Genomic DNA, 21,039 nt, shown 5'->3' on the forward strand with positions numbered 1-21,039 from the left:
TTTCACGGAGGAACTGGGGATTTTAGTCGGCCACCTTGTTGGGTGGGGATCAGGAGGGCTGACTGTTTTGCTCCGTGTCCCCTGCCCGCTGTGCGGGCTCCTCCTTTACCTGCGCAAAACAGCCAACCCTCCTGATCGAGAGTGGTGTGAGAAAAGTCGCCCCCTACAATCCCGCCCACCTCCATTTCAAGGACCTCCATGCATGCCATGGCCGCCATCAGCCCTTCTGATTTCATGACCCGCACCTTTCATACCGCGGTGTTCGCCGGCGGTGGCAACCGTTGCTGGTGGCAGGCGGGGGCGGTGGATCGCTTGTGTGAGCAGGCCAACTGGCAGGTCAAGCGGCTGATTGGGGTGAGTGCGGGGGCGGGCATTGCCACAGCGTTTGCGACCGGGCGGCTGCAGGAATCTTTGGCCGCTGCTGTGGAGCGCTTCAACCAGACGCCCAAGAACATTGTTTGGCGCGACCTGCTCAAAGGCAAGCGCCCCTTTGTGCTGCCGCGCATTTATCCGGACTGGATTGAGAGTTTTCTGCAGACGGCAGATTTGAAGAGGCTGCAAGGTGGCACGCTAAAGGTGGACGTGGCCATCACGCGGCCCATTCCCTTCCTGCCAGTGACCCTGTCCACTGCCGTTGCTTTGGCCCTGTACTCCACCGAGAAGTTCTGGCTAAAGACGTTCCACGGCCGCCTGCCCCACTGGGTGGGCCTGCGCCCCGAGTACCACGACCTGACCGACTGCCCACAACTGGACGATGCGCGCAGCCTGCTGCTGGCATCTGCAGCCGCAGTGCCCATCACACCCACGCACAAGGTCAATGGCCGTGCCGCGCTGGACGGTGGGTTCTACGACAACGTGCCGTTGCCGCAAGACCGTGCAGACGATACGGGCACGCTGGTGCTGCTGACACGCCACCGGGCGGACCTGCCGGCGGCGTTTGACTTCCAGGGGCGCACCTACCTACAGCCCAGCCGCCCCGTGGACGCGACGAACATGGACTGCACCAGCGGCCCCAACGTGCAGAGCACCTACAACCAAGGCCTGCAGGACACAGGCGCTTGGCTGAGGCAGGCCTGATCTGCCTCAGTCCTTGAACACCGCCACCCGCTTCTGCATGTTCGCCGTCATCGCCTCGGTCAGGTCGTTGCTCATCAGCATGGCGGCGTTCCAGGTGGCGATGTAGTTCAGGCTGTCGGCCACGCTGTGGTCGCGGGCGTAGCTGATCATTTCCTTGGTGCCGCGGATGGACAGCGGCGACTTGGCGGCGATGGTGGCCGCAATCTCCTGCACGCCGGCGTACAACGCCTCGCGGCTCTCGAACACGCGGTTCACCAGGCCCATCTGGCGCGCTTCTTCGGCTTCAAACTTGCGGCCCGTGTAGGCCAGCTCGCGCGTAATGCCATCGCCCACCAGTTTGGGCAGGCGCTGCAGCGTGCCCACGTCGGCGGTCATGCCGATGTCGATTTCCTTGATGCTGAAGTAGGCGTCGGCGCTGGCGTAGCGCATGTCGGCGCAGGTGACGAGGTCGATGCCACCGCCAATGCAGCCGCCGTGGATGGCGGCCAGCACCGGTTTGCGGCAGCGCTCCAGGCTGGTCAGCGTGTCCTGCATGTCCAGGATCATGCGGCGCAGTGCTTCGCGTGTGCGGCCATCGCAGTCGTTCTTGATCTGCGGGCCTATGCCCATCATCATCTGCAGGTCGATGCCCGCGCAGAACAGTTTGCCCTCGCCCTGCAGCACGGCTACGCGAGCTTCGGGCGTGCGGTCCACCCATTCAAAGGCCTGGCGGATTTCCTGCCACATGGTGGCGTTCATGGCGTTGGCCTTGTCGGGGCGGTTCAGGCGCACGGTGGCGATGTGCGCGTCCAGCGTGACGCTGAGGGTTTCGAATTGCATGTCTGCCTCCTGTTTATGGATGTTTTAGGCTGATAGCCCGCGTGGAATTTGCGCGAGCAGCTAGCAAAACCATAGCGTTCTGATGCGAGCTCTCAGACCTTGGCGCCCTTCATCATGGCAATGTAGGGCGCCAGGCGCTTGCCCATTTCTTCGCCTAAGGCCTGCAGGCCGCTCATGGGGCGCACCATCACCTCGAAGTCCACGATCTTGCCCTCGGCGTCGAACTGCACCATGTCGATGCCCTTGAGTTCCTTGCCGTTCACCTTGGCACTGAACTCCAGCACCACGCTCTGGCCGTCGGCACTGGCCAACTGGCGGTGGTAGGTGAAGTCCTCAAACACCTGGATCACATTGCCCAGGATGACCTGCACGGCCTGCGCGCTGGGGTAGGGCGTGTGCGCCATGGGCGAGCGGAACACGGCCTTGGGGTGCAGGATGCTGGCCAGCTCGCCCAGGTTCTTGGCCTCGATCATCTCGTGCCAGACCTTGAGGCTGGCAGCCACGGGAGCGGTCACCTGCAGTTGCGTGGCGGGCTTGGCGGCTTCGGCAGCCGCCGGCGCGGCGCCAAAGGCCAGGGCCAGCTCCGTGCCCTGCTTGATGGCGCGCTTGGCGTCCAGCTCGGCCGCCACATCGGCGCCGCCAATCAGGTATACGGTCACGCCCGCCGCCTGCAGTTCGGCCTGCAGCGCGCGCTGCGGGTCCTGGCCCGCGCAGATGACCACGTTGTCCACGGGCAGCACCATGTCCTTGTCGCCCACGGTGATGTGCAGGCCGGCATCGTCCACCTTGCGGTAGGTCACGCCGTTGACCATCTCCACTTGGCGGTTCTTGAGGGATGTGCGAAGAATCCAGCCCGTGGTCTTGCCCAGGCCGTCTCCCACTTTGCTGGTCTTGCGCTGCAGCAGGTAGACCTTGCGCGGCGTCTTTTCGATGTGCGCGGTCTTCAGGCCGCCGGCCTGGGCAAACGTGGTGTCCACGCCCCACTCGGCAAAGAACTTGGCCTGGTCCAGGCTGGGGCTGGTGCCTTCGTGCAAGAGGAACTCGGCCGTGTCAAAACCAATGCCGCCCGCGCCAATCAGCGCCACGGTCTGGCCCACGGGCTTTTTGTCGCGCAGCACGTCCAGGTAGCCCAGCACCTTGGGGTGGTCGATGCCTTCGATCTCGGGCTTGCGTGGCGTCACGCCGGTGGCCAGCACTACCTGCTTGAAGCCCGCTGCGGTCAGGTCTTGTGCGTTCACTTTTTTGCCCAACTGCAGCTTCACGCCGGTCAGCTCGATCTGCTTGCCGAAGTAGCGCAGCGTCTCGTAAAACTCTTCCTTGCCCGGCACTTGCTTGGCCACGTTGAACTGACCGCCAATTTCCGTGGCTGCGTCAAATAGGGTCACGTCAAAGCCCCGCTTGGCGGCCTCCGTCGAAAAGGCCAGACCCGCCGGGCCCGCGCCCACTACGGCGATGCGCTCCTTGCGTGGTGCGGGCGTGGCCACCATCAGCGTCTCGTGGCAGGCGCGCGGGTTTACCAAGCATGACGTGATCTTGCCGCCAAAGGTGTGGTCCAGGCAGGCCTGGTTGCAGCCAATGCAAGTGTTGATGGTGTCGGCCTTGCCGGCGGCGGCCTTGGCCACAAAATCCGGGTCGGCCAGGAAGGGGCGGGCCATGCTCACCATGTCGGCCATGCCGTCCGCCAAAATTTGTTCTGCCACCTCGGGCGTGTTGATGCGGTTGGTGGCCACCAGCGGCAATCTAACCTTGCCCTTGAGCTGCTGTGTCACCCAGGCAAAGGCCGCGCGCGGCACTTTGGTGGCAATGGTGGGAATGCGCGCCTCGTGCCAGCCAATGCCGGTGTTCAGAATCGTCACGCCGGCCGCTTCCAGCGCCTGTGCGAGCTGCACCACTTCTTCTTTGGTAGAGCCGCCTTCCACCAGGTCCAGCATGGAGAGGCGGAAGATGATGATGAAGTTCTCGCCTACCCGCGCCCGCGTGCGCCGCACGATCTCCAGCGGGAAGCGGATGCGGTTCTCGTAGCTGCCGCCCCAGGCGTCGTCGCGGTGGTTGGTCTGGCGGGCGATGAACTCGTTGATCAGGTAACCCTCGGAGCCCATGATTTCCACGCCGTCATAGCCCGCGCTTTGCGCCAGGGCCGCTGCGTTGGCGTAGTCCTCAATCGTCTGCTCAACCTCTTCCGTGGTCAGCGCGTGCGGGCGGAAGGGGCTGATGGGCGCCTTCAGCGCACTGGGCGCTACCAGCTCTGGGTGGTAGGCGTAGCGGCCAAAGTGCAGGATCTGCATGCAAATCTTGCCGCCCGCAGCGTGCACCGCCTCGGTCACCACCTTGTGCTTGTCAGCCTCCTTCTGCGTCGTCATGGCTGCGCCACCGGGCATGGGGCGGGCGCGGTCATTGGGCGCAATGCCACCTGTCACGATCAGCCCCACGCCACCCTTGGCGCGCTCGGCATAGAAGGCCGCCATGCGGGCAAAGCCGTCGCGCGCCTCTTCCAGGCCCACGTGCATGGAGCCCATGAGCACGCGGTTTTTCAGCGTGGTAAAGCCCAGGTCCAGCGGGGCGAGCATGTGGGGGTAGGTGAGGGCGGGCACGGTCATAAGGTCTCCTTGTTCTGGGTTGGGCGGCAACTATGCAACCAGTTGCAGCGCAGTGTAGAAGTCTAGCTAGATTTATGCAACTGGTTGCATAGTTAGAGGGCTCCCCTTAGACTCGCCCGCATGTCGCTTGCCCATGCCGTGCTCACCTCCCTGATCGAAAAACCGTCCTCCGGCTACGAGCTGGCGCGCCGCTTCGACAAGTCCATAGGCTACTTCTGGCACGCCACCCACCAGCAGATCTACCGCGAACTCGCGCGCATGGAAGAAAAAGGCTGGATAGTCTCCGACACCGCCCCCGACGCTGGCGCCACCCGCAAACGCGAATACCGGGTGCTCCCCACCGGCCGCGCCGAACTGGCCCGCTGGGCCCAGGAGCCCACGCCCCCCACCGACCTGCGTGACGAATTCACCGTCAAGCTGCGCGCCGATGCGGCGCTGGGTGAGGTGGATTTGAGCAACGAACTGCGCGCCCGTATTGCCCACCACACGGAGCGCCTGGCCCACTACCGCGCCATCGAGGCGCGTGACTTTGCGCGGGGTGACGCCATGCCGCGCGCCAAGCGGCTGCAGCACCTGATCCTCAAGAAGGGGATCATGTACGAGGAGGGGAGTATTGCGTGGGCGAGGGAGGCGTTGGGGGTGTTGGAGGGGGTGTAACGTGTGGGTATGACAGCCTCTGACCGTTAACAACAAAGCCCGACAGAGCCGGGCTTTGTTGTTTTTGAAGTGCAGGTTAATGTGGGCCAGCGCCGATCAATCTGCCGTTCAGCCAGCCCGCGTGTATGCGATGAATGGCACTGTGTTGGTCTGCTCCTAGCGTCACCTGTCATACCTCTTCATACGCATCGTCGATGCATCGATGCTGGACATGAATTTTGCTGCCGCAGATGCTGTCTCGAAGCTCGCCATAGAAGCGTTCGCGTCGGCGGCAGACCGCCAATGCACAATCACCAGCCATTCGCCATGCTCGCCCGCCGCGCTCTCACGCGAGACGAACCCCGGCTGCTTTGACACATGTTGTGCCTCGACCTCCTGGTCGACAAGCCTGAACTGCGCTGCCGTAACGCCGCCCCTGAGCTTGAAGGTCACGACTTCAATGACTTTGGCCGAAGGTGCGGTAGCGGCATCACTAGGCTTCGAGAGGTTCATGATGTCGTCCTTCTTCGGGTTCAGAACTTGCCGTTCGCGTTCTTCCATTCCGAACGCGCTGGAATGGTTTCGATCGTGTCCCAGTGTTCTGCGATCTTGCCGTCCTGCACGCGGAACAGGTCATAGAAGCTGCTTGGCTTTCCTGCAAAGTTCCCCTCGCTGGCCACGAGTACGAAGTTGCCCTCGCCGAGCACGCGGTGGATGCGGTCGTACTTCATGGTGATGCCTGCCTTGGCCATGGCTTGCAGCGCTTGGCCGAGACCGGACAGGCCGTCCCCGATTTGTGGGTTGTGTTGCACGTAGTTGTCGCCGTCGTAGTAACCAGCGAGCTTGTCCATGCGGCCATTGACGAGGATGTCTTCAACGAATGACTTCACCAGTGCCTTGTTCGCGCTGGTCTTGTCCAGATCGGTGGATTGCACCGGGCCATCGACCATGGTGTGACCGCTTGGGTTGGCCTTGGCGGGTGTTTCCTGCAAATTGTCCCAATGCTCAACGATCTTGCCGTCTTCAAAGCGGAAGATGTCGAAGCCGATCTTGGGGCCGAAGAAGTTGTATTCGGTATGGGCGAAAACCAGGTCACCGTCCTGGAATACGCGTACGGTATTTGCCTTGGCAGAACCTTTGGGCAAGGCTTGCAGTAGCGCCCCGAAGCCGGCAAGGCCGTCTGCAGCGGACAGGTTGTGCTGGATGTATTTGTTAGGGTTGATCACGGCGACCGGGGCGGCATCACCGGTTTCGATGGCCTTGAGCAGGGCGACGACTTGCTGTTTTTGTGTGGTCATAGGTTCTTTCTCTTTGGTGGTGCGAAGGGATGGGTTGCCTGTGCAGGCAGCGAGACCGGTGATGGCCAATGCCGCCATGGTCAAACGCAATGATCGAACGATAGTCATGGTGAAATCCAAGCAAGAAATTGTTAAAGGCTAGGGTTGAGGTTCGTCGCATTGGTGTTTTTCTGGGGTAGTTTTGTCCATCGTGCGTGCCATTGAAAGATTGAATTCGCTCAAGCTATGGTCAAAACTGGGATTTGTGCAGTTTTCCCCATAAACTCCAGAGGCATGAAAACCGCTGCCTCCAGCATCCCCGAGATTCATTTCAACAACCCCCGGCTGGCCCATGTGGGTGTGGAGGCGATGACGCTGCAAGAGCTCAGGCAACGCGCAAGCGCCAGCATGCTTGCGGCCCCACAGCGTGTCGATTTCCATCACCTTCTATTTGTTCAGGAGGGCCGTTCGCGGCACATGGTCGATTTTGTTGAACACCCATTGCAGCCAGGTTCGATGCTTCTGGTGCGGGCAGGCCAGGTGCAGCAATGGCATTTGACCGATGATCTGCAGGGACAACTCACCTTGATCTCGGCGGAGGCCCTGGTTTCTGCGACGAGCGCGCCGGCCATCGACAAAGAACTGCTCGCTCTGGACCAATGGCCCAGCGTCTCCACACCGGATCAAGATCTCTTCATCGAAGCTACGGCAGACAGTCGCAGGCTGAGGGCGGATATAGACCGCTTCGAGGGAAGCCTGATCGATGCGACCATCATTCGGCATGAAGTTTTGATATTGCTCTTGCGACTTGCCCGCGTGTTGGGCGGTGAGATGGGCGTGCCCGAGAGGGCACAAGAGGGAAAGATGTATCGCCTGTTCTGCCAGGAGCTGGAGGCGCGCTTCAAAACACGCCCCGGGGTGCTGGATTTGGCCCGACGCATCGGGTTTTCAGAAAGCACCTTGTCGCGCGCGTGCGTGGCGACCACTGGCCGTACCGCCAAAGAGGTGATTGACCAGCGTATTGCACTGGAGGCGAAGCGGCTGCTGGTTCACAGCAAGGCGACCATCGCGGAGATCGGGCATGGCTTGGGATTCACCGAACCTACCAATTTCGTTAAGTTCTTCAAACGCATGGTGCGGACCACGCCGGTGGCGTTTCGCACTGGCCATCGTCCTTTATAGTCATCTAGGGCCGGGCACACATTTACAGTGTCCAAGCCAATACAAATCCCCAAACGACAAAGCCCGGCAGAGCCGGGCTTTGTCGTTTTTGCAGTGCTGGTTGATGTGGACCAGCGCCGCTTAATCTGCCGTTCAGGTGGCCAGCTTGGCAATCCCATTGGCCGCTTCAGCCAGCGCCTCAGCCTTCTTCGCGTCACCCATGGCAACGCCTTCAGCGCGCACAAAGCGCACATCGGTGATGCCCAAGAACCCGAACACGGTTTGCAGGTGGCTCTCTGGGTGCTCGATAGCGCGTCCCGAGTCGTTGGGGTGGCTAAGCAGGAACTTACGCCATTCACTCAGACAAGTTGCGAATACACCGAATCCACCAAGCCCGACACATCGCCGTCGTGGCGCAGGCCCAGGGCATCGGCCAAGGGGGTCGTCAGAGGAGGATAGGAGGCAAAAAGTCGTTGGATGACGGCGTCCGGTGCGTACTCCACCAGCGCTGCTTTGTCCACGCCGAACCGACGTGCGAGTGCGTCCACAACATCCTGCATTGGCAAGTACAACGCAGGCATTTGGTACACGCGACTCGTATGCGCCGGGTCCATTGTGACCCGCGCTGCCGCGAGCAAATTGGCCACCGTTGCTTTTACCGATATCCACCACGCGGTTCCGTCTGGAGTCACGGGAAGTTTGATTTTCTGACCCGCAGCGAGCGCCCAGAACACATCGCTCATGAAAGCCGACATCAGACCGTCTGCTTGGGCAGGGCGAGCCACTACCCCTGGTAGACGCAGGGAGCAGCCTTCAATCCAGCCGCGTCGTGTGGCATCCGCAACCAGCAGCTCGCATGCGCGCTTGTGCACTCCATAGCTGAGGCTGGGGTGGGCAGGTGTTTGCTCATCGACCACCGCTGGCAGTCTTTCGCCGTACACCGCAATGGAACTTGCGTACACAAAGCGGGGGCGATGACCTTGCGCTCCCAGGCCCTCCAGCCAATCGGCCGAAGCGTCCAGGTTCACGCGGCGGCCCAGGGCGTAGTTCTGCTCTGCCGTGCGCCCCGGTACGCTTGCCAGATGGATCACGATGTCGGGTCGCATGTCGCACACCCGTGCAATCAGGTCGGCGTCTGCGACACTGCCTTTGATTGGATGCAGCCTGGGGTCGTGCAGTCCGGCGGGTAGCTGCAAGTCAATGGCGATCACGCTCTCAAGGTCGGGCGCCCAACTTTTGCTGTTTAAGAGGGTTTTCGTCAGCGCACTGCCGATGAATCCTCCGGCGCCGGTGACTGCGACCCGCGTCATGGTTGGTACGCCACAACGCGCTGCGCAATGGCGCCAAATGGACCTGGGGCGCCGTCTTCCGTGTGGGCCTCCATGCGTACATAGTCGCCAAACTGCATGAACTGGGTCTGTATGCGCCCTTGGTCAATCAGCTCAATCACACGGCGTTCTGCAATGCAGGCAGAGCCCGCAGCGCGTTCCGCATTGGAAACAGTGCCGGAGCCCACGATGCAACCCGCACTGAGTCGCCGGGTGCGGGCGGCATGGGCAATGAGCTGGCCGAAATGAAAATTCATTTCTCCGCCGTGGGGCTCACCGAAGCGTTGCCCATTCCATTGGACGTGCAGGCGCATCTGGACCCGGCCGCTGCGCCATGCAGGCCCCAGCTCGTCTGGCGTCACGGCCACCGGGGCAAATGCCGTGGAGGGTTTGGCCTGCAAAAATCCAAAGCCGGTCTTCATTTCATGCGGGCCGAGAGAGCGCAGACTCCAATCATTGATTTGCACCAGCAAGCGCACGCAACCCAGCGCAGCCTCCGCGTCCACCTCCATGGGCACCGGCCCGGTGATGACACCGAATTCGCCCTCGAAATCGATGCCATCGTCCATCGTCGGCAAAGCCACCGTATCGTGTGGGCCCAAAAAATCGTCGCTGGCGCCTTGGTACATCATGGGCACGGTGTCCACCAGCGGCGGTGGCGGCTTGTTGAAGGCCTTGTCCATCAAGTTGCTGTGGTTGAGGAACGCCGAGCCGTCCAGCCATTGCGGGCTGCGGGGCAAGGGGGCCGCGCACTGTGTGGGGTCAAAGGCAAAACTGCCAGTTGCACGCCCGGCATTCAGCTGTTCGTAGGCGGTCAGCAAAGGCTCTCGCACGCCGTCCCAACGCTCCAGCGCATCGATCAGGCTGGGCGCGATGTCGCCAACCTCGACCGCGCGAGTGCCGTCGCGGGAGACCAGCACCAGGCGTCCATCTTTGTGGTTACTTTTCAGGCTTGCAAATTTCATGTGGGCTCATTCCTTGATGGACAAAATATTCAGTGCGCTGCAATGGTCTTCGCCAGGCCGTCTTCGTACTGACCATCCACCAGTACGAACAGCATGCGACACGGTCGGCCGGACCGGTTGGCCCAAGCGTGGTTGGTACCGCGTTGCACGACAACACTGCCCGGTTTCAACAGCACTTCCCCCTTGTCCAGGATCAGGGTCATTTCACCGTCGATCACGATCCCGTAGTCCACGGATTCGGTTCTGTGCATCAGGGGGTGGGGTGAGTGCGGTTGGACCGTAGAGGCGGAGACATCGCCAATCTGGCCGAACGCGTCTTGCATGCGCGCACTACCTTGTGACAGGAATTCGGCAGTGTCCGGTGGAATATCCACAAAGCGGATGCGGGTGCCTTGCGCTGGGGGTGGCAAGATGACGGGGCCCAGCGTGGGGTCCGGGCCGTTGTCCACACGGACCGGACTACCCTGGGTGGACCAGACTTCATGGAAAACCGTTCCGGGTATGGCTGTGATATGCGCCACCGTGGGCAGGGGTCCTTCGGACACGACAATGGCCTCTCCGTGAGCGTTGTGGCCGGTGACCACGCGATGGATAGGAGGAAATGACATAGGGCGCTCCTTACGCTTCAAAGATGGCGACTGCGCGTGTCCATCCTGCCGAGGCTCCGCGGATCTTGTGGGGGAAACAGCTGATCGTGAAACCGTTGGGCGGCAAGGCTTCCAGGTTGTGCAGCTTTTCCAAATGGCAGTAGCCAATGTCGCGACCTGCCTTGTGGCCTTCCCAGATCAGTGCCTTGTTGCCTGTCTCGGACACCTTCTTCGCGGTATAGCTGAAAGGGGCATCCCAGCTCCAGGCGTCGGTGCCCGTCAGGCGTACACCACGTTCCAGCAGGTACATGGTGGCTTCATAGCCCATGCCGCAACCGGCACCGAGGTAGTCGGGGTGGCCGTAGCGTGAGCCCGCACGGGTGTTGACAACAACAATGTCCAGCGGTTGCAGTTCATGCCCGATGCGTTGGAGCTCGGCTTCGACATCGGCGGCGGTCGCAACGTAGCCATCGGGGAAGTGGCGGAAGTCCAGTTTCACACCATTTTGGAAGCACCACTCCAAAGGCACTTCGTCGATAGTGATGGAGGGGCGCGAGCCGCCGTTCTTCGCATCCTGTGTGGAGTGGAAGTGCCATGGCGCATCCAGGTGGGTGCCGTTGTGCGTGGTCAATGTCACCCACTCAGCCGCAGCGGCCTCACCGTCCGGATAGTCTTCGGGTTGTGTGCCCGGAAGCATTGCCATGAACTCGGGCAGCGTGTCCGCATGCTTTTGGTAGGTGATCTTAGGTGCCAGGGGCGGTGGGTCGGACAGCACATCGTTCTCCAGGAAGATGGACAAGTCGACAAAGTGGCGTTGGGGTTTGGACATAGTGCAAGAGTTAGTGTTCACCCAGCTCTCTCAGAGAGCTTGGGGTGCGAGTCACAGGAAGAGAACGGTGTGTTATGTCGCGCAGGGCATGGGCTCATGCCACGCTCTGCGCAGGGGTGGCCGCAGTTCGCGCGCGGTGAATTCGGGCAAATGCAGCGATGGCCAGCCCGTCAATCACCAGAGCTGCGATGCCCAGGCTGCCGTAACCCAGTCCTTTGACGAGCGTGCCGCCCAGGATGGGACCAATGGCTGCACCGAACATCAGCATGGCCGGTGTGGCGGCCATGGCTCTTCCGCTGGTGTCCAGTTGGGCCAGCACACCGAAGGCGAAGGTGTGGGTAAAGATCATCACGGCAGCGAAGACGGCGGCAGCAGCAGCATAGGGTTCGAACTGGGTGGAGTTCATGATGAGAACCACCAGCAGAGCCTGCAGGGCAGGCCCTGCCAGTAACACCGCGCGGGCCGACCAGCGCTTTTCCAGTATGGCAGCCAGAGCTGCCGGGAACAGATTGACCACACCCAATGCAATCAGCACCCCGGTCACGGCTTCAAGTCCGAAGCCTCGGTCACTGCCCACTCGCTCCAGGAAGCTGAAGGTCATCGACTGCACCAAGCCCATGGCGGCGATGCCCACGACCCCCCACCACACAGCTGTGGGAAGCGGAGATGGTTGGGCACGATTGCCGATTGACGACGCTGCTGCATCAGGTACAGGGAATGCAAGCGCCGCCACCAGGGCTCCCAGCGCCATAACACCAGCGAATACCTGGAACAGCACGACACCCCCGTAGCGCGCTACCAATACCGGGGTTCCGCCGAGAAAAATGATGGCAAATACGCCCAGCGCCATGCCGACCATGGCGAATAAGCGGTGGGGGTTGTGGCTACGGGCGATAGTGCCGTGCGTGACGCTGAGTCCCGCGCCGGCAGCGACGCCGGCTGCGGCATGCATCACGGCCAATGGCACAAACTGGGTTGTGGTGGAAGCCAAAGCAAACCCCGCGCCCGCCGCTGCAAACCCCAGGGTGGGAACGATGCGACCCTGCAAGGCTTGAAAGAAGGGCGCCAGTACCAAGCTGGCAACCACTGCGCCGGCCAGGAAAAGGGTGACCAGCAAACCAGCCTGTTGTGGGTCGAAGCGGTAGACCGAGATCAATGTTCCTACCCATACCGGCAAAGCCACTAGGTCCACCATGCCAGCGCAATGCGCCACCATCAGGGCGATGCGCCCGCGCCACGAAGCAGTGGTAATCATGTTTGTCTCCTCTTTTTATGCCGTATCAGATGGGCTGGGCCAGCGCGATCATCGAGTCGCGCATGATGCGGGCGTGCTCGGCTTTGTCGCCATTGGTCGCCTCGATCTCGCCCAGTCGCGCCGAGTTCTCCACCACCATGCGGCAGCGCTCCCAGCGGCGCTGGTGGAAGGCCGCCAGCGCGGCATCTAAGGCTGCGCCAGCCGCCCGCGCCTTTGCCAGCTCATCGGCCAGCACGATGCCGTCCTCGATACCAATGCAGGCGCCAGAGGCCAGGTGCGGTGTGGTGGCGTGTACCGTATCGCCGATCAACACCACGCGGCCGCGGTACCAGGGTTCACGCATGAGCAGGCCTTCGAGCGGGCGGTAGATGATGTGCGAGCGTTCGTCGATTTGATCGCGGATGCGCTGCATCAATGGATCCGGAAAAGGCGCCAGCAAGTCCTTCAATGCGCGCACGAAAGTCTCGGGGGCGACGCGCTCATTGACGGGACGGTCTTCAGTGACGAAGAGGTACATCTCGGTTTTGGACACCGGGTTCACACCGGTCTTCACCTTGGGGCCCACCCACATCATCGTGTTGTTCACGTCCGCCGGTCGGGGCAACACCGCACGCCATACGCCCTGTCCGCTGTAGCTGGGCACGGGCGCACCGGGGAACAGCGCCTGGCGTACCTGGGAGTAGAGACCATCGGCCCCGATCACGAGGTCATAGCGGCCGCTGGTGCCATCCGTAAAGCTCACATTCACGCCGTCGGCGTCTTGCTCAATGGTGCTGAAGGTGCAGCCCGGGCGCACGCGGGTGCCGCTGGCGCGTGTCGCGTCTGCCAGCATGGTGGCCAGTACCGGCCGCATGATGGCGCCGCCACCGGGCACGTCCGGCCCGGCCAGACGCGGTGTTGGTAGTTGTGCCAGCAGCTGGCCCTCGGGGTTAAAGACGCTGGCGCCATCATGGCCGCTGCCTTCCTCGAGAAAGCGTGGAAGCACACCCAGGGTGTCGAGCGCGCGCAAGGTGGCCCCACCGATGCTGATACCAGCGCCATAGGAGCGCCAACCGTTGTCGATCTCGACCAGATCGACCTCCATGCCGTAGCGTGCGCAGTGGATGGCGGCAGCCATGCCGGAAAAGCCGCCTCCGATGATGAGGATTTTGTGGATGGGGGATGTCATGGGAATGTCTCCTGTCATTCTGAAAGCGTGGCGAGCAGTTCGCCAACGGCAGTTAATTCAAGCGGCACCGGTTGCAAGGCCTGGCCCAGGCAGGGGCCCAGCACACAGAGGCCGGTGGAGATGTCGAAGCGCGCGCCGTGGGCCGCGCAGACGATGGCTTCGCCTGCAGCGTCCAGGTAGGCGTCCTTGCGCCAGGGGAGGGGCGTGTCGCCGAAGTGCGGGCAACGGTCCAGGTAGGCGTGCAGTGCGTTGTCGCGCCGTACCACGAAGACTGTGTCGCGGCCCCGGCCCAGTGGGTCGAAGCCGCGCGCGCTGCGGTCTGGCAGCGCGTCGAGCCTGCACAAGGTCACTTGGGCCATGGTTGTTCAGCCTTTGGCCGGAGGACCGCTGGGCGCCCACTTGTCGCGGTGCTGGAACAAGAAGAGCTGCGAGGCATCGGCACCCATGGGCGCGCTGCGCGCTGTCCACGCGTCGTCATGCAGGTCCATGTCGGCGTCGTACTCGACGTGGCAGCCCAGTGGGCTGTTGAAGTACCAGAACCAGTTGGAGCCGAAGCGGTGGCGGCCTGGGCCCCAGAAGCTCTGGTAACCCTTGGTCACGAAGCGCGTTCCGGCCTGCATCAGCTCGGTAGGCCCGCCGAGGTGGAAGGTGAAGTGCTCGCAGCCCTTCATGAACGGAGGGGTCTGGATCATGAACAGGGTGTGGTGGTCCAGCGTGCCAGCCGGGCGCAGGAAAGGGCCCACGCCCTCGAAGCGATCCGTACAGACGAAGCCCAGGCGTTTGACATAGAAGGCCTCGGCCTTGGCGGAGTCCGGCACGAAGTAGACGACGTGGGACAGCGTGCGCGGACGGCAATCGGCGTCTTCGCGCACCGCCACGACGTTGGGCGCGCGCTGCGGCGCGGCGCCGGGCGCATTGATGGTTTCTGCAGGCAGCGCGAGGGGCTTGCGCACGGTCAGCTGAAAGCCCAGCGTGAAGCCCATGTCGTCCAAGGCTTCGATGGAGCCGTCGGCCAGGTGCTTGACCTCGCGGTCGCGGCCCAGTTCCTCGGCGATGACTTGCAGCGTGGCGGCGTCGGCCACGCCGTAGATGGTCTTGCGCAGCATGCTGGCCGTGCCGAGACTTGGCGGCAGACTGGTGTCGTCCTTGTGGGCGATGACGACGGCGGTGCCGTCTAGCGCCTCGAAGCGGCCACCGCCCACGGGCGTTAGACCGTAGTCGGTCAGGTACTGGCTGCAGGCGGCGACGTCGTCAACACCGAAGACGAGGGCGTCAGGTCCGATGATGTTCATGGTTTTCCTCTTGTGGGGGTTAGATAGCGGTGCGGCCGCCGAGCACTTCGGCGACCCAGTCGGCGATGTAGTGGCCGGCGTTGATGCTGTTGTCGAAGCTGGCGTGCTGGGCACCGCCCTCGCGGTCGGTGAAGACCTTGAGTTCGCGCTTCGGGCTGTTGATGAGTTGCTCGTAGGTGCGCTCGGCCCACTTCAGCGGGATCTGGCTGTCCTTGGCGCCATGCGTGACGAGGAAGGGCACGCGGATCCTCTCGACGACGCCGTCCAGGTGTACGTCCTCGGCGATGCGCATGAAGTCGTCAATGTCCTTCGCGCCCCAGACCCAACAGACATGCGCCCAGTAGTGCGGCACGGGGAAGTCGCCTTCTTTCTGCAGGCGTTTCTTCTGCACGTCGCGCCAGTCGTGGTTGGCACCCCAGCAGACACCAGCGGCAAAGCGCGGCTCCATCGCCACGGCCCGCGGGCAGTAGTAGCCACCTAACGACACGCCTTCACAACCGATGCGCTTGGCATCGACATCGTCGCGCTGCTCCAGCCAGTCGACGACGCGGCTGGCCCAGTGTTCGGTATCGAAGCGCGCCGTCAGACCCTGCAGGCGCAGAGCCTCGCCGGTCCCGGGCTGGTCCACCACCAGCGAGGAGACGCCGCGCTTGGCCAACCAGCCCGGCAGGCCAACGAGATGCTTCATCTCCTTGGTCGAATCCAGTCCGTTGAGTTGTACGAGCAGGGGCGCGCGCTCGCCGGGCTTGAGCCCTTCGGCAGGCAGGTAGAGTGCGGAGACATGTGTCCCCTCATAGGGGATCTCCACGCGCTGCACCGGGTCGCCCATCTGGCGCGAGCCTTCGAGGAACAGCGCCAGTTCGCGGCGGTAGATGTCGAGGCGACCGGGCGCGTCGTGGGCCTGCAGCCGCTCGGCCGTGATCAGGTAGCTGGCCGCACGGCGCAGCTTCTCGCCGGCGGAGAGCATGCGGCCCTTGGCGCGGTCCTCCTCGGCCAGCTCGCAGAGCTGGTCGGCCATCTTGACCCAGGTCTCGCGAAAGGCCTTGGTGCCTGCTGCATCGGGTGCCTTTGCGGCCTCCTGCAGCGGTGCGCACATGGCCTCGATCTCGCCGATGCGCGCGCCCATCTCGATGGCCAGATCGACCGATAGGTTCCAGACGTAGTTGGTGGGGAAGTAGCGAAACAAAAGGACTCCTTTGGGGGATGAAATAGAGAGAAGTCAGCGATGGGACAAACCATCGGGCATGACGGTGCTAACCGTCGAAGGTTTGAGCAGGAAATGCGCAAGTGCCGGAATCAGGATCAGCGCTCCCAGCATGTTCCAGAGAAACATGAAGGCCAGCAGAAGCCCCATGTCGGCCTGGAACTTGATGGGACTGGCCACCCAGGTGATCACGCCCACTGCCAAGGTCACGCCGGTGAGCATGACCACCTTGCCGGTAAATAGCAGGGCGCGGTAGTAGGCCTGCGACAGGCTTCGCCCTTCGCGCAACATACCCAGCGTGACGCTGAGGATGTAGAGCGCGTAGTCCACGCCGATACCTACACCCAGAGCTATTACCGGCAGCGTGGCCACTTTGACGCCCATGCCAAGTACCACCATGAGCGCCTCTGCCAGAAACGATGTCAGCACCAGTGGCAGCACGGCCACCAGAACAGCCCGCCATGACCGGAATGTCACCATGCACAGCAGCACGACCGCTCCGTACACCATGAACAGCATGGTGTGCCATGCATCGCGCACCACCATGTTGGTGGCAGCCTCAATGCCGGCAGAGCCAGCTGCCAAGAGGAACTGCGCGTTGTCGGAGTTGTTGTGCTTGGCAAAGTCTTCGATATGCGCCACGACACGGGCCAGCGTGTCCGCCTTGTGGTCGCGCAAGGCGACATACACCGTCAGCAAGTTGCAGCCGTCGTTGTAGAGCCCTCGTGGCGCCCCGGCGGTGACGGTATTGAGCATGTCCTGGTTGGGCACAAAGGCGTACCAGCGCGGGTTGCCTTCGTTCAGGCCGGAGAGCACACGGCGGTTGAGCAGGGTCAGACTGTTGGTGCTGTCGACTCCCTCAATCTGGCGCAGTTCCCATTCCAGGGCATCGATCTTGTTCAGGGCTTCGTAGTTGGAGCACGCTCCGTCCGGTGTTTTGACCATCACGGCCAGCAAATCACTGCCCGCGCCGTAGGCCTCATTCATGAAGGTGACGTCCCGGTTGTAGCGGCTCTCCGTACGCAGTTCTGGTGCACCTGGATCGAGGTCGCCGATCTTGAGCTGCGTGCTGATGGCGAAGCCGGCAGCGCCCAGCGCGCTGGCCACGCACAGGGCCAGGGCGGCCCAACGCGCTTGGGTAAAACGGTCCAGAAATGCCCACAGGGGATGCTTGCCAGCTCCGTCCAAGTCGGCCACCTCTGCACGCAAGCTGCGCTTGGCCGCCTGCAAGCTCACGCCGGTGTAGGACAGCAGGATGGGTAGCAGGATGAGGTTGGTGAAGATCAGCACGCCCACACCGATGGAGGCGGCAATCGCCAACTCCCGGATGACCTGGATATCGATTACCAGCAGCACGGCAAAGCCCACTGCGTCGGCCAGCAGCGCGGTCAACCCCGCGAGGAACAGGCGACGGAAGGTAAAGCGCGCCGCCACCAGTTTGTGCATGCCTCGACCCACGTCCTGCATGATGCCGTTCATCTTCTGCGCCCCGTGGCTCATGCCGATGGCGAACACCAGAAAGGGCACCAGGATGGAGTACGGGTCGAGCGCGAACCCCAGCGTGGGCAGCAGGCCCAACTGCCACACCACGGCAATCAGCGATGCCAGCACCACCAAGCCAGTGGATCGGACGCAGCGCGTGTACCAGAACACCATGGCCGTAGCGATCGCCACCGCCAGAGCGAAGAACACCAACACAGCCCGCACGCCGTCTATAAGGTCACCGACGATCTTGGCAAAGCCGGTGATATGGATGGCGACGCCTTCGGCCTGGTATTTGCTGCGCAGGGCTTCGAGCTTGGCCGAGAAAGCGGCGTAGTCCAACGACTCGCCCTGTGCGTTCTGCGCGAGCAAGGGCACAAAGATCACCGTCGAGCGGGTGTCGCGGGCCACCAATTGGCCGATCTCACCGGAGCGCGCCACGTTGGCCGCCAGTTGCTGCAGGCTGTTGGCCGAGCCGTCGTAGCCGTCCGGTATGACCGGCCCGCCCTCCAGTCCCTCCTCGGTCACGCCTATCCAGCGTGTGGTGGGCGTCCAGAGTGACTTCATGCGCGCACGGTCCACGCCGGGCAATAAAAAAACTTCCTCGCTCAAGCGTCGCAAGGTATCCAGATAGGTGGCGTCGTAAATCGTACCCTCGGGGCGTGCTACGGCAATGCGCACGGCATTTCCCAGGCCGCTAAGCTCACTTTGGTACTTCAAGAAATTCTGGATGTACGGGTGGCTGCCCGGAATGGTTTTTTCGAAGCTGGCACGCAGCTGGAGTTTGCTGGACTGCCAGCCCAGCACCGCAGTCATCAGGACACACAGCACGATGACCCAGCGCCGGTGGTTGAACAGGATGCGCTCGATCCAGGAGCCGGAGTGCACATCGAAGGAATCCAGCTTGCCGGCTGGTGGTTGGATTGCGGAGGCCGCGGGAATCATGGTTGACTTCTTTCTAGCGGGAGCGCCTCGGTCGGAACTGGAACTACACCGGCAACACCTGCTGTCAACACCCGGCCATCGGCCATCGGCAGGATTGCGGCAGGCATCGGTAATGGAGCCTTGTGTAAGGGGAGAACACGCCCGTCATGTAGTCGCAGCACCTGACCGGATTGGGTGCCCACAAGCAGGTCGCCATTGGCTGCTTGTGCACTGGCTGTGATGGAAGCCGGCCCTGGCATGGGCACTGCACTCCAGTGATTGCCAGCACTCTGCGATTGCCACAGATTGCCGCGCAGGCCGGCCAAGGTGATTCGGCCGCCTGGCTGAATTTCGCCAGAGAACCAACTGCCGCGGTAGGGTGTCTCCAGGGCGCTGAAAGTCTTGCCGTCGTCGTCCGAACGGGCGAGCACACCTTGCTCACCGGCTAGCAGCACGGTGTCGCCAGCGCGGCGCGCCACGTACCAGTGCATGGCGCGGGGGTTTGGTAGGCGGGCCGTCCAGGACTGCCAGGTCGAACCACCGTCCGGGCTGAAGTAAGCCAGTCCATAGGCACCGACGACCAGCATGCGCCGGGCGTCCCACAACAGCACGTCCAGGAAAGGCTTGTCGGGGCCGTCCGCCGCCAAACGCTCAGCGTTGGTGCGCTGGGTGGTGTCGGAAGCTTCACGCAGTGCAATGGCCGCCAGCTGCTTTCCATCCAGGCGCAGTTGCCAGCTAAGGCCTCCGTCTTGGGTGGTCAGCACCGTGCCGCCATGTCCCACGGCGACGCCGTTTTGCGCATCAGCAAATCGGACCATGGTCAGGGTCACGCTGACAGGACTGGGAACCTGTCGCCAGGTTTTTCCCAAGTCCTCACTGCGCACAATCACACCGCGCTCCCCCACTGCTATGAGTGGGGCGCCGGCACGGGCCAGCGCCAGGAGAACTGAGCGTTCCGGCTGTTTCAGTTGCAATGCGGGACGCTGTAGTGCCTCCCCCACCGGTGCTGCAACAGCGCCCAGGCTGGAGGCGGAGAGCAGCACGGATAGCAGAATCCTGGTACGCATGATGCGGCGTCTCACCGAATTCCCTGTCCTGCCATCGCATCGGGCGTGAAGAAGCTGTCAGGGCGACGTGGCACGATCTTGTAGTGCTGCTCCCGTTCATTGACAACGCCGCTGGCATACCAGGCACCCGACAGTAGATCGTTGAAGCCCCACTGTTGTTGCGGTGTGGTGGCAGGCAGGTCAGGCATGACCACAGGGTGCGACCAGATGGTTTTCCAGAGTTGGCCATTGGCGTCCCAGCGGTCGCCCAATACCGCCACCCAAGTGTCTTCGTCCACGTAATAGCGACTCTTGGGCGCCTGGTGGCGCTGGCCGCTCTTGAGTGTGGCCTCGATCACCCAGACCCGATGCAGTTCCCAGCGCACGTGGTCAGGATTCAAATGGTTGGCCATCAGTACATCGCTGTCCTTGGCCGGCACGTGCAATCCATTGGCGTTGTAGGGAATCAGCATTTCCTTCTTGCTGACGATCTTCCAGTCGAAGCGGTCTCCGCGGCCGGAAAACACATCCACTTCGTCGAAACTCGCAACACCACTGGTGGCAGGTGCAGGCGTGTCGCAGCAGGCATTGGGCAGCTTGCGCACCCGGCGCTGGCCTGTGAGGTACACCCAGACGCTGGTCTTCTCGGGGTCCAAATGTTGGCGCCCCGTAATGGCCTCACCGGCACGGACCGGAGGTCCACTGTTGACGAGCCGGATCATCCAGTTCTCACCAGTGAATTTGTCAGCCTGGCCGTTGGCGTAGTAAGGCATTTGGAAATCGCCAATGCCTTGCACTGACATCACCAATTGCCCGTTGGCGGTGCCCATGTAACCCCGGAAGTCCGCCTGCCAGGCCTCGCCGCGCCAATGCAACTCGTTGTTCATCATGACTTCGCGGCCCGTCTTGGGAACCGGAAATGGAATGCCACCGTAAGCACCCTTGACGACTTCTCCATCCAGGCTGGCGTTGGTCGCGTTCTTGAAGGTGTTGTCATAGACCCACTGCGGTGCGGCAGCCGTTCGGTAGGTCTTATAGACATCGACGCGGTAGGTCTTGGGGTATTTTTTCAGAAGCGCCTGGGTGCCATCTGTGAGCTTGTCCGCGTACTGCGCCATGTTGGCCGTTGTGATGCTGTAGAGCGGCTTTTCATTGGCGAAAGGGTCGCCGCGGCGTCCGCCGTTTTTGAAGCCAGGAATAGGGGTGGTGTACCCCCCCGTCCATGCTGGAATGGCCCCGTCCTTGTTGCCGGCACGTTCCGCACCGAAAGGAGTGAGTTCACTCTTGAGGCGGGCGGCTTCTTCTGCCGTTACGCCCGCTGCTGCGCTGCCTGCGATGCCTAGCATCAACAAGCAGGCTATCGCTAGTCCGTGTTGCTTCATTCTTGTCTCC

General features: G+C 62.4%; 19 protein-coding genes and 2 pseudogenes. 3 read left to right on the plus strand and 18 right to left on the minus strand.

Annotation, left to right across the window (positions count from 1 at the left end; all coding sequences use genetic code 11):
- Positions 1 to 198 precede the first annotated feature (198 nt).
- Positions 199 to 1,077, plus strand: coding sequence for a patatin-like phospholipase family protein (locus AC1RNN_RS00900; RefSeq protein WP_493086770.1), 879 nt, complete (start codon positions 199 to 201; stop codon positions 1,075 to 1,077).
- A gap of 6 nt (positions 1,078 to 1,083) precedes the next feature.
- Here AC1RNN_RS00900 and AC1RNN_RS00905 read toward each other — a convergent pair whose 3' ends face one another.
- From AC1RNN_RS00905 to AC1RNN_RS00915, 3 genes and pseudogenes are all read right to left on the minus strand, one after another.
- The gene (locus AC1RNN_RS00905) at positions 1,084 to 1,896 is read right to left on the minus strand and encodes a crotonase/enoyl-CoA hydratase family protein (protein WP_493086769.1); all 813 of its coding nucleotides are present in this window, start codon (positions 1,894 to 1,896) and stop codon (positions 1,084 to 1,086) included.
- A 92-nt stretch (positions 1,897 to 1,988) separates the two neighbouring features.
- Positions 1,989 to 2,369 (minus strand): nuclear transport factor 2 family protein, encoded by a 381-nt coding sequence (locus AC1RNN_RS00910; RefSeq protein ID WP_493087088.1) that lies wholly within the window; start codon positions 2,367 to 2,369, stop codon positions 1,989 to 1,991.
- Between the two features lie 102 nt (positions 2,370 to 2,471).
- A pseudogene (locus tag AC1RNN_RS00915) lies at positions 2,472 to 4,493 on the minus strand (oxidoreductase); the annotation flags it as partial.
- 120 nt (positions 4,494 to 4,613) lie between these two features.
- Here AC1RNN_RS00915 and AC1RNN_RS00920 point away from each other — a divergent pair.
- Positions 4,614 to 5,150: a PadR family transcriptional regulator gene (locus AC1RNN_RS00920; RefSeq protein ID WP_493086767.1), complete on the plus strand. Its 537-nt coding sequence runs from the start codon at positions 4,614 to 4,616 to the stop codon at positions 5,148 to 5,150.
- Between the two features lie 162 nt (positions 5,151 to 5,312).
- On the opposite strand, the gene AC1RNN_RS00925 is transcribed toward AC1RNN_RS00920, so the two are convergent.
- Entirely contained in the window at positions 5,313 to 5,690 is a 378-nt protein-coding gene (locus AC1RNN_RS00925; protein ID WP_493086766.1) for an antibiotic biosynthesis monooxygenase family protein, read from the minus strand.
- Entirely contained in the window at positions 5,663 to 6,427 is a 765-nt protein-coding gene (locus AC1RNN_RS00930) for a nuclear transport factor 2 family protein (RefSeq protein ID WP_493086764.1), read from the minus strand. Before AC1RNN_RS00930 ends, AC1RNN_RS00925 begins: the two co-directional genes overlap by 28 nt.
- 273 nt (positions 6,428 to 6,700) lie before the next feature.
- Between AC1RNN_RS00930 and AC1RNN_RS00935 the strand changes: the two genes are divergently transcribed.
- On the plus strand, positions 6,701 to 7,588 hold the full coding sequence (locus AC1RNN_RS00935; protein WP_493086762.1) for a helix-turn-helix domain-containing protein: 888 nt from the start codon (positions 6,701 to 6,703) through the stop codon (positions 7,586 to 7,588).
- A 132-nt stretch (positions 7,589 to 7,720) separates the two neighbouring features.
- On the opposite strand, the pseudogene AC1RNN_RS00940 reads toward AC1RNN_RS00935, so the two are convergent.
- From AC1RNN_RS00940 to AC1RNN_RS01000, 13 genes and pseudogenes are all read right to left on the minus strand, one after another.
- Positions 7,721 to 7,894, minus strand: a pseudogene (locus AC1RNN_RS00940) (NAD(P)H-dependent oxidoreductase); the annotation flags it as partial.
- A gap of 32 nt (positions 7,895 to 7,926) precedes the next feature.
- The gene (locus AC1RNN_RS00945; protein ID WP_493086761.1) at positions 7,927 to 8,877 is read right to left on the minus strand and encodes an NAD-dependent epimerase/dehydratase family protein; all 951 of its coding nucleotides are present in this window, start codon (positions 8,875 to 8,877) and stop codon (positions 7,927 to 7,929) included.
- Positions 8,874 to 9,860 (minus strand): fumarylacetoacetate hydrolase family protein, encoded by a 987-nt coding sequence (locus AC1RNN_RS00950; protein ID WP_493086760.1) that lies wholly within the window; start codon positions 9,858 to 9,860, stop codon positions 8,874 to 8,876. Before AC1RNN_RS00950 ends, AC1RNN_RS00945 begins: the two co-directional genes overlap by 4 nt.
- A 29-nt stretch (positions 9,861 to 9,889) precedes the next feature.
- Positions 9,890 to 10,468, minus strand: a complete 579-nt coding sequence (locus AC1RNN_RS00955; protein ID WP_493086759.1) for a cupin domain-containing protein — start codon at positions 10,466 to 10,468, stop codon at positions 9,890 to 9,892.
- 10 nt (positions 10,469 to 10,478) lie between these two features.
- The gene (locus AC1RNN_RS00960; RefSeq protein ID WP_493086757.1) at positions 10,479 to 11,276 is read right to left on the minus strand and encodes a cyclase family protein; all 798 of its coding nucleotides are present in this window, start codon (positions 11,274 to 11,276) and stop codon (positions 10,479 to 10,481) included.
- A 94-nt stretch (positions 11,277 to 11,370) separates the two neighbouring features.
- Positions 11,371 to 12,531 carry an MFS transporter gene (locus AC1RNN_RS00965; RefSeq protein WP_493086756.1) on the minus strand — a complete coding sequence of 387 codons (1,161 nt, stop codon included), beginning with the start codon at positions 12,529 to 12,531 and terminating at the stop codon, positions 11,371 to 11,373.
- Between the two features lie 25 nt (positions 12,532 to 12,556).
- Positions 12,557 to 13,699, minus strand: coding sequence for an FAD-dependent oxidoreductase (locus tag AC1RNN_RS00970; RefSeq protein WP_493086754.1), 1,143 nt, complete (start codon positions 13,697 to 13,699; stop codon positions 12,557 to 12,559).
- Positions 13,700 to 13,713: 14 nt separating this feature from the next.
- Positions 13,714 to 14,058: a Rieske (2Fe-2S) protein gene (locus AC1RNN_RS00975; protein ID WP_493086753.1), complete on the minus strand. Its 345-nt coding sequence runs from the start codon at positions 14,056 to 14,058 to the stop codon at positions 13,714 to 13,716.
- A 6-nt stretch (positions 14,059 to 14,064) separates the two neighbouring features.
- Positions 14,065 to 14,991, minus strand: a complete 927-nt coding sequence (locus AC1RNN_RS00980; protein ID WP_493086751.1) for a VOC family protein — start codon at positions 14,989 to 14,991, stop codon at positions 14,065 to 14,067.
- 19 nt (positions 14,992 to 15,010) lie between these two features.
- Positions 15,011 to 16,177, minus strand: a complete 1,167-nt coding sequence (locus tag AC1RNN_RS00985; RefSeq protein WP_493086750.1) for an alpha/beta hydrolase family protein — start codon at positions 16,175 to 16,177, stop codon at positions 15,011 to 15,013.
- 33 nt (positions 16,178 to 16,210) lie between these two features.
- The gene (locus AC1RNN_RS00990; RefSeq protein ID WP_493086748.1) at positions 16,211 to 18,622 is read right to left on the minus strand and encodes an efflux RND transporter permease subunit; all 2,412 of its coding nucleotides are present in this window, start codon (positions 18,620 to 18,622) and stop codon (positions 16,211 to 16,213) included.
- Entirely contained in the window at positions 18,619 to 19,668 is a 1,050-nt protein-coding gene (locus tag AC1RNN_RS00995; RefSeq protein ID WP_493086746.1) for a WD40/YVTN/BNR-like repeat-containing protein, read from the minus strand. The genes AC1RNN_RS00990 and AC1RNN_RS00995 overlap by 4 nt, the downstream gene beginning before the upstream one ends.
- An 11-nt stretch (positions 19,669 to 19,679) precedes the next feature.
- On the minus strand, positions 19,680 to 21,029 hold the full coding sequence (locus AC1RNN_RS01000) for a DUF1329 domain-containing protein (protein WP_493086745.1): 1,350 nt from the start codon (positions 21,027 to 21,029) through the stop codon (positions 19,680 to 19,682).
- Positions 21,030 to 21,039: the final 10 nt, after the last annotated feature.

The organism is Rhodoferax sp. GW822-FHT02D07 (assembly GCF_058802405.1).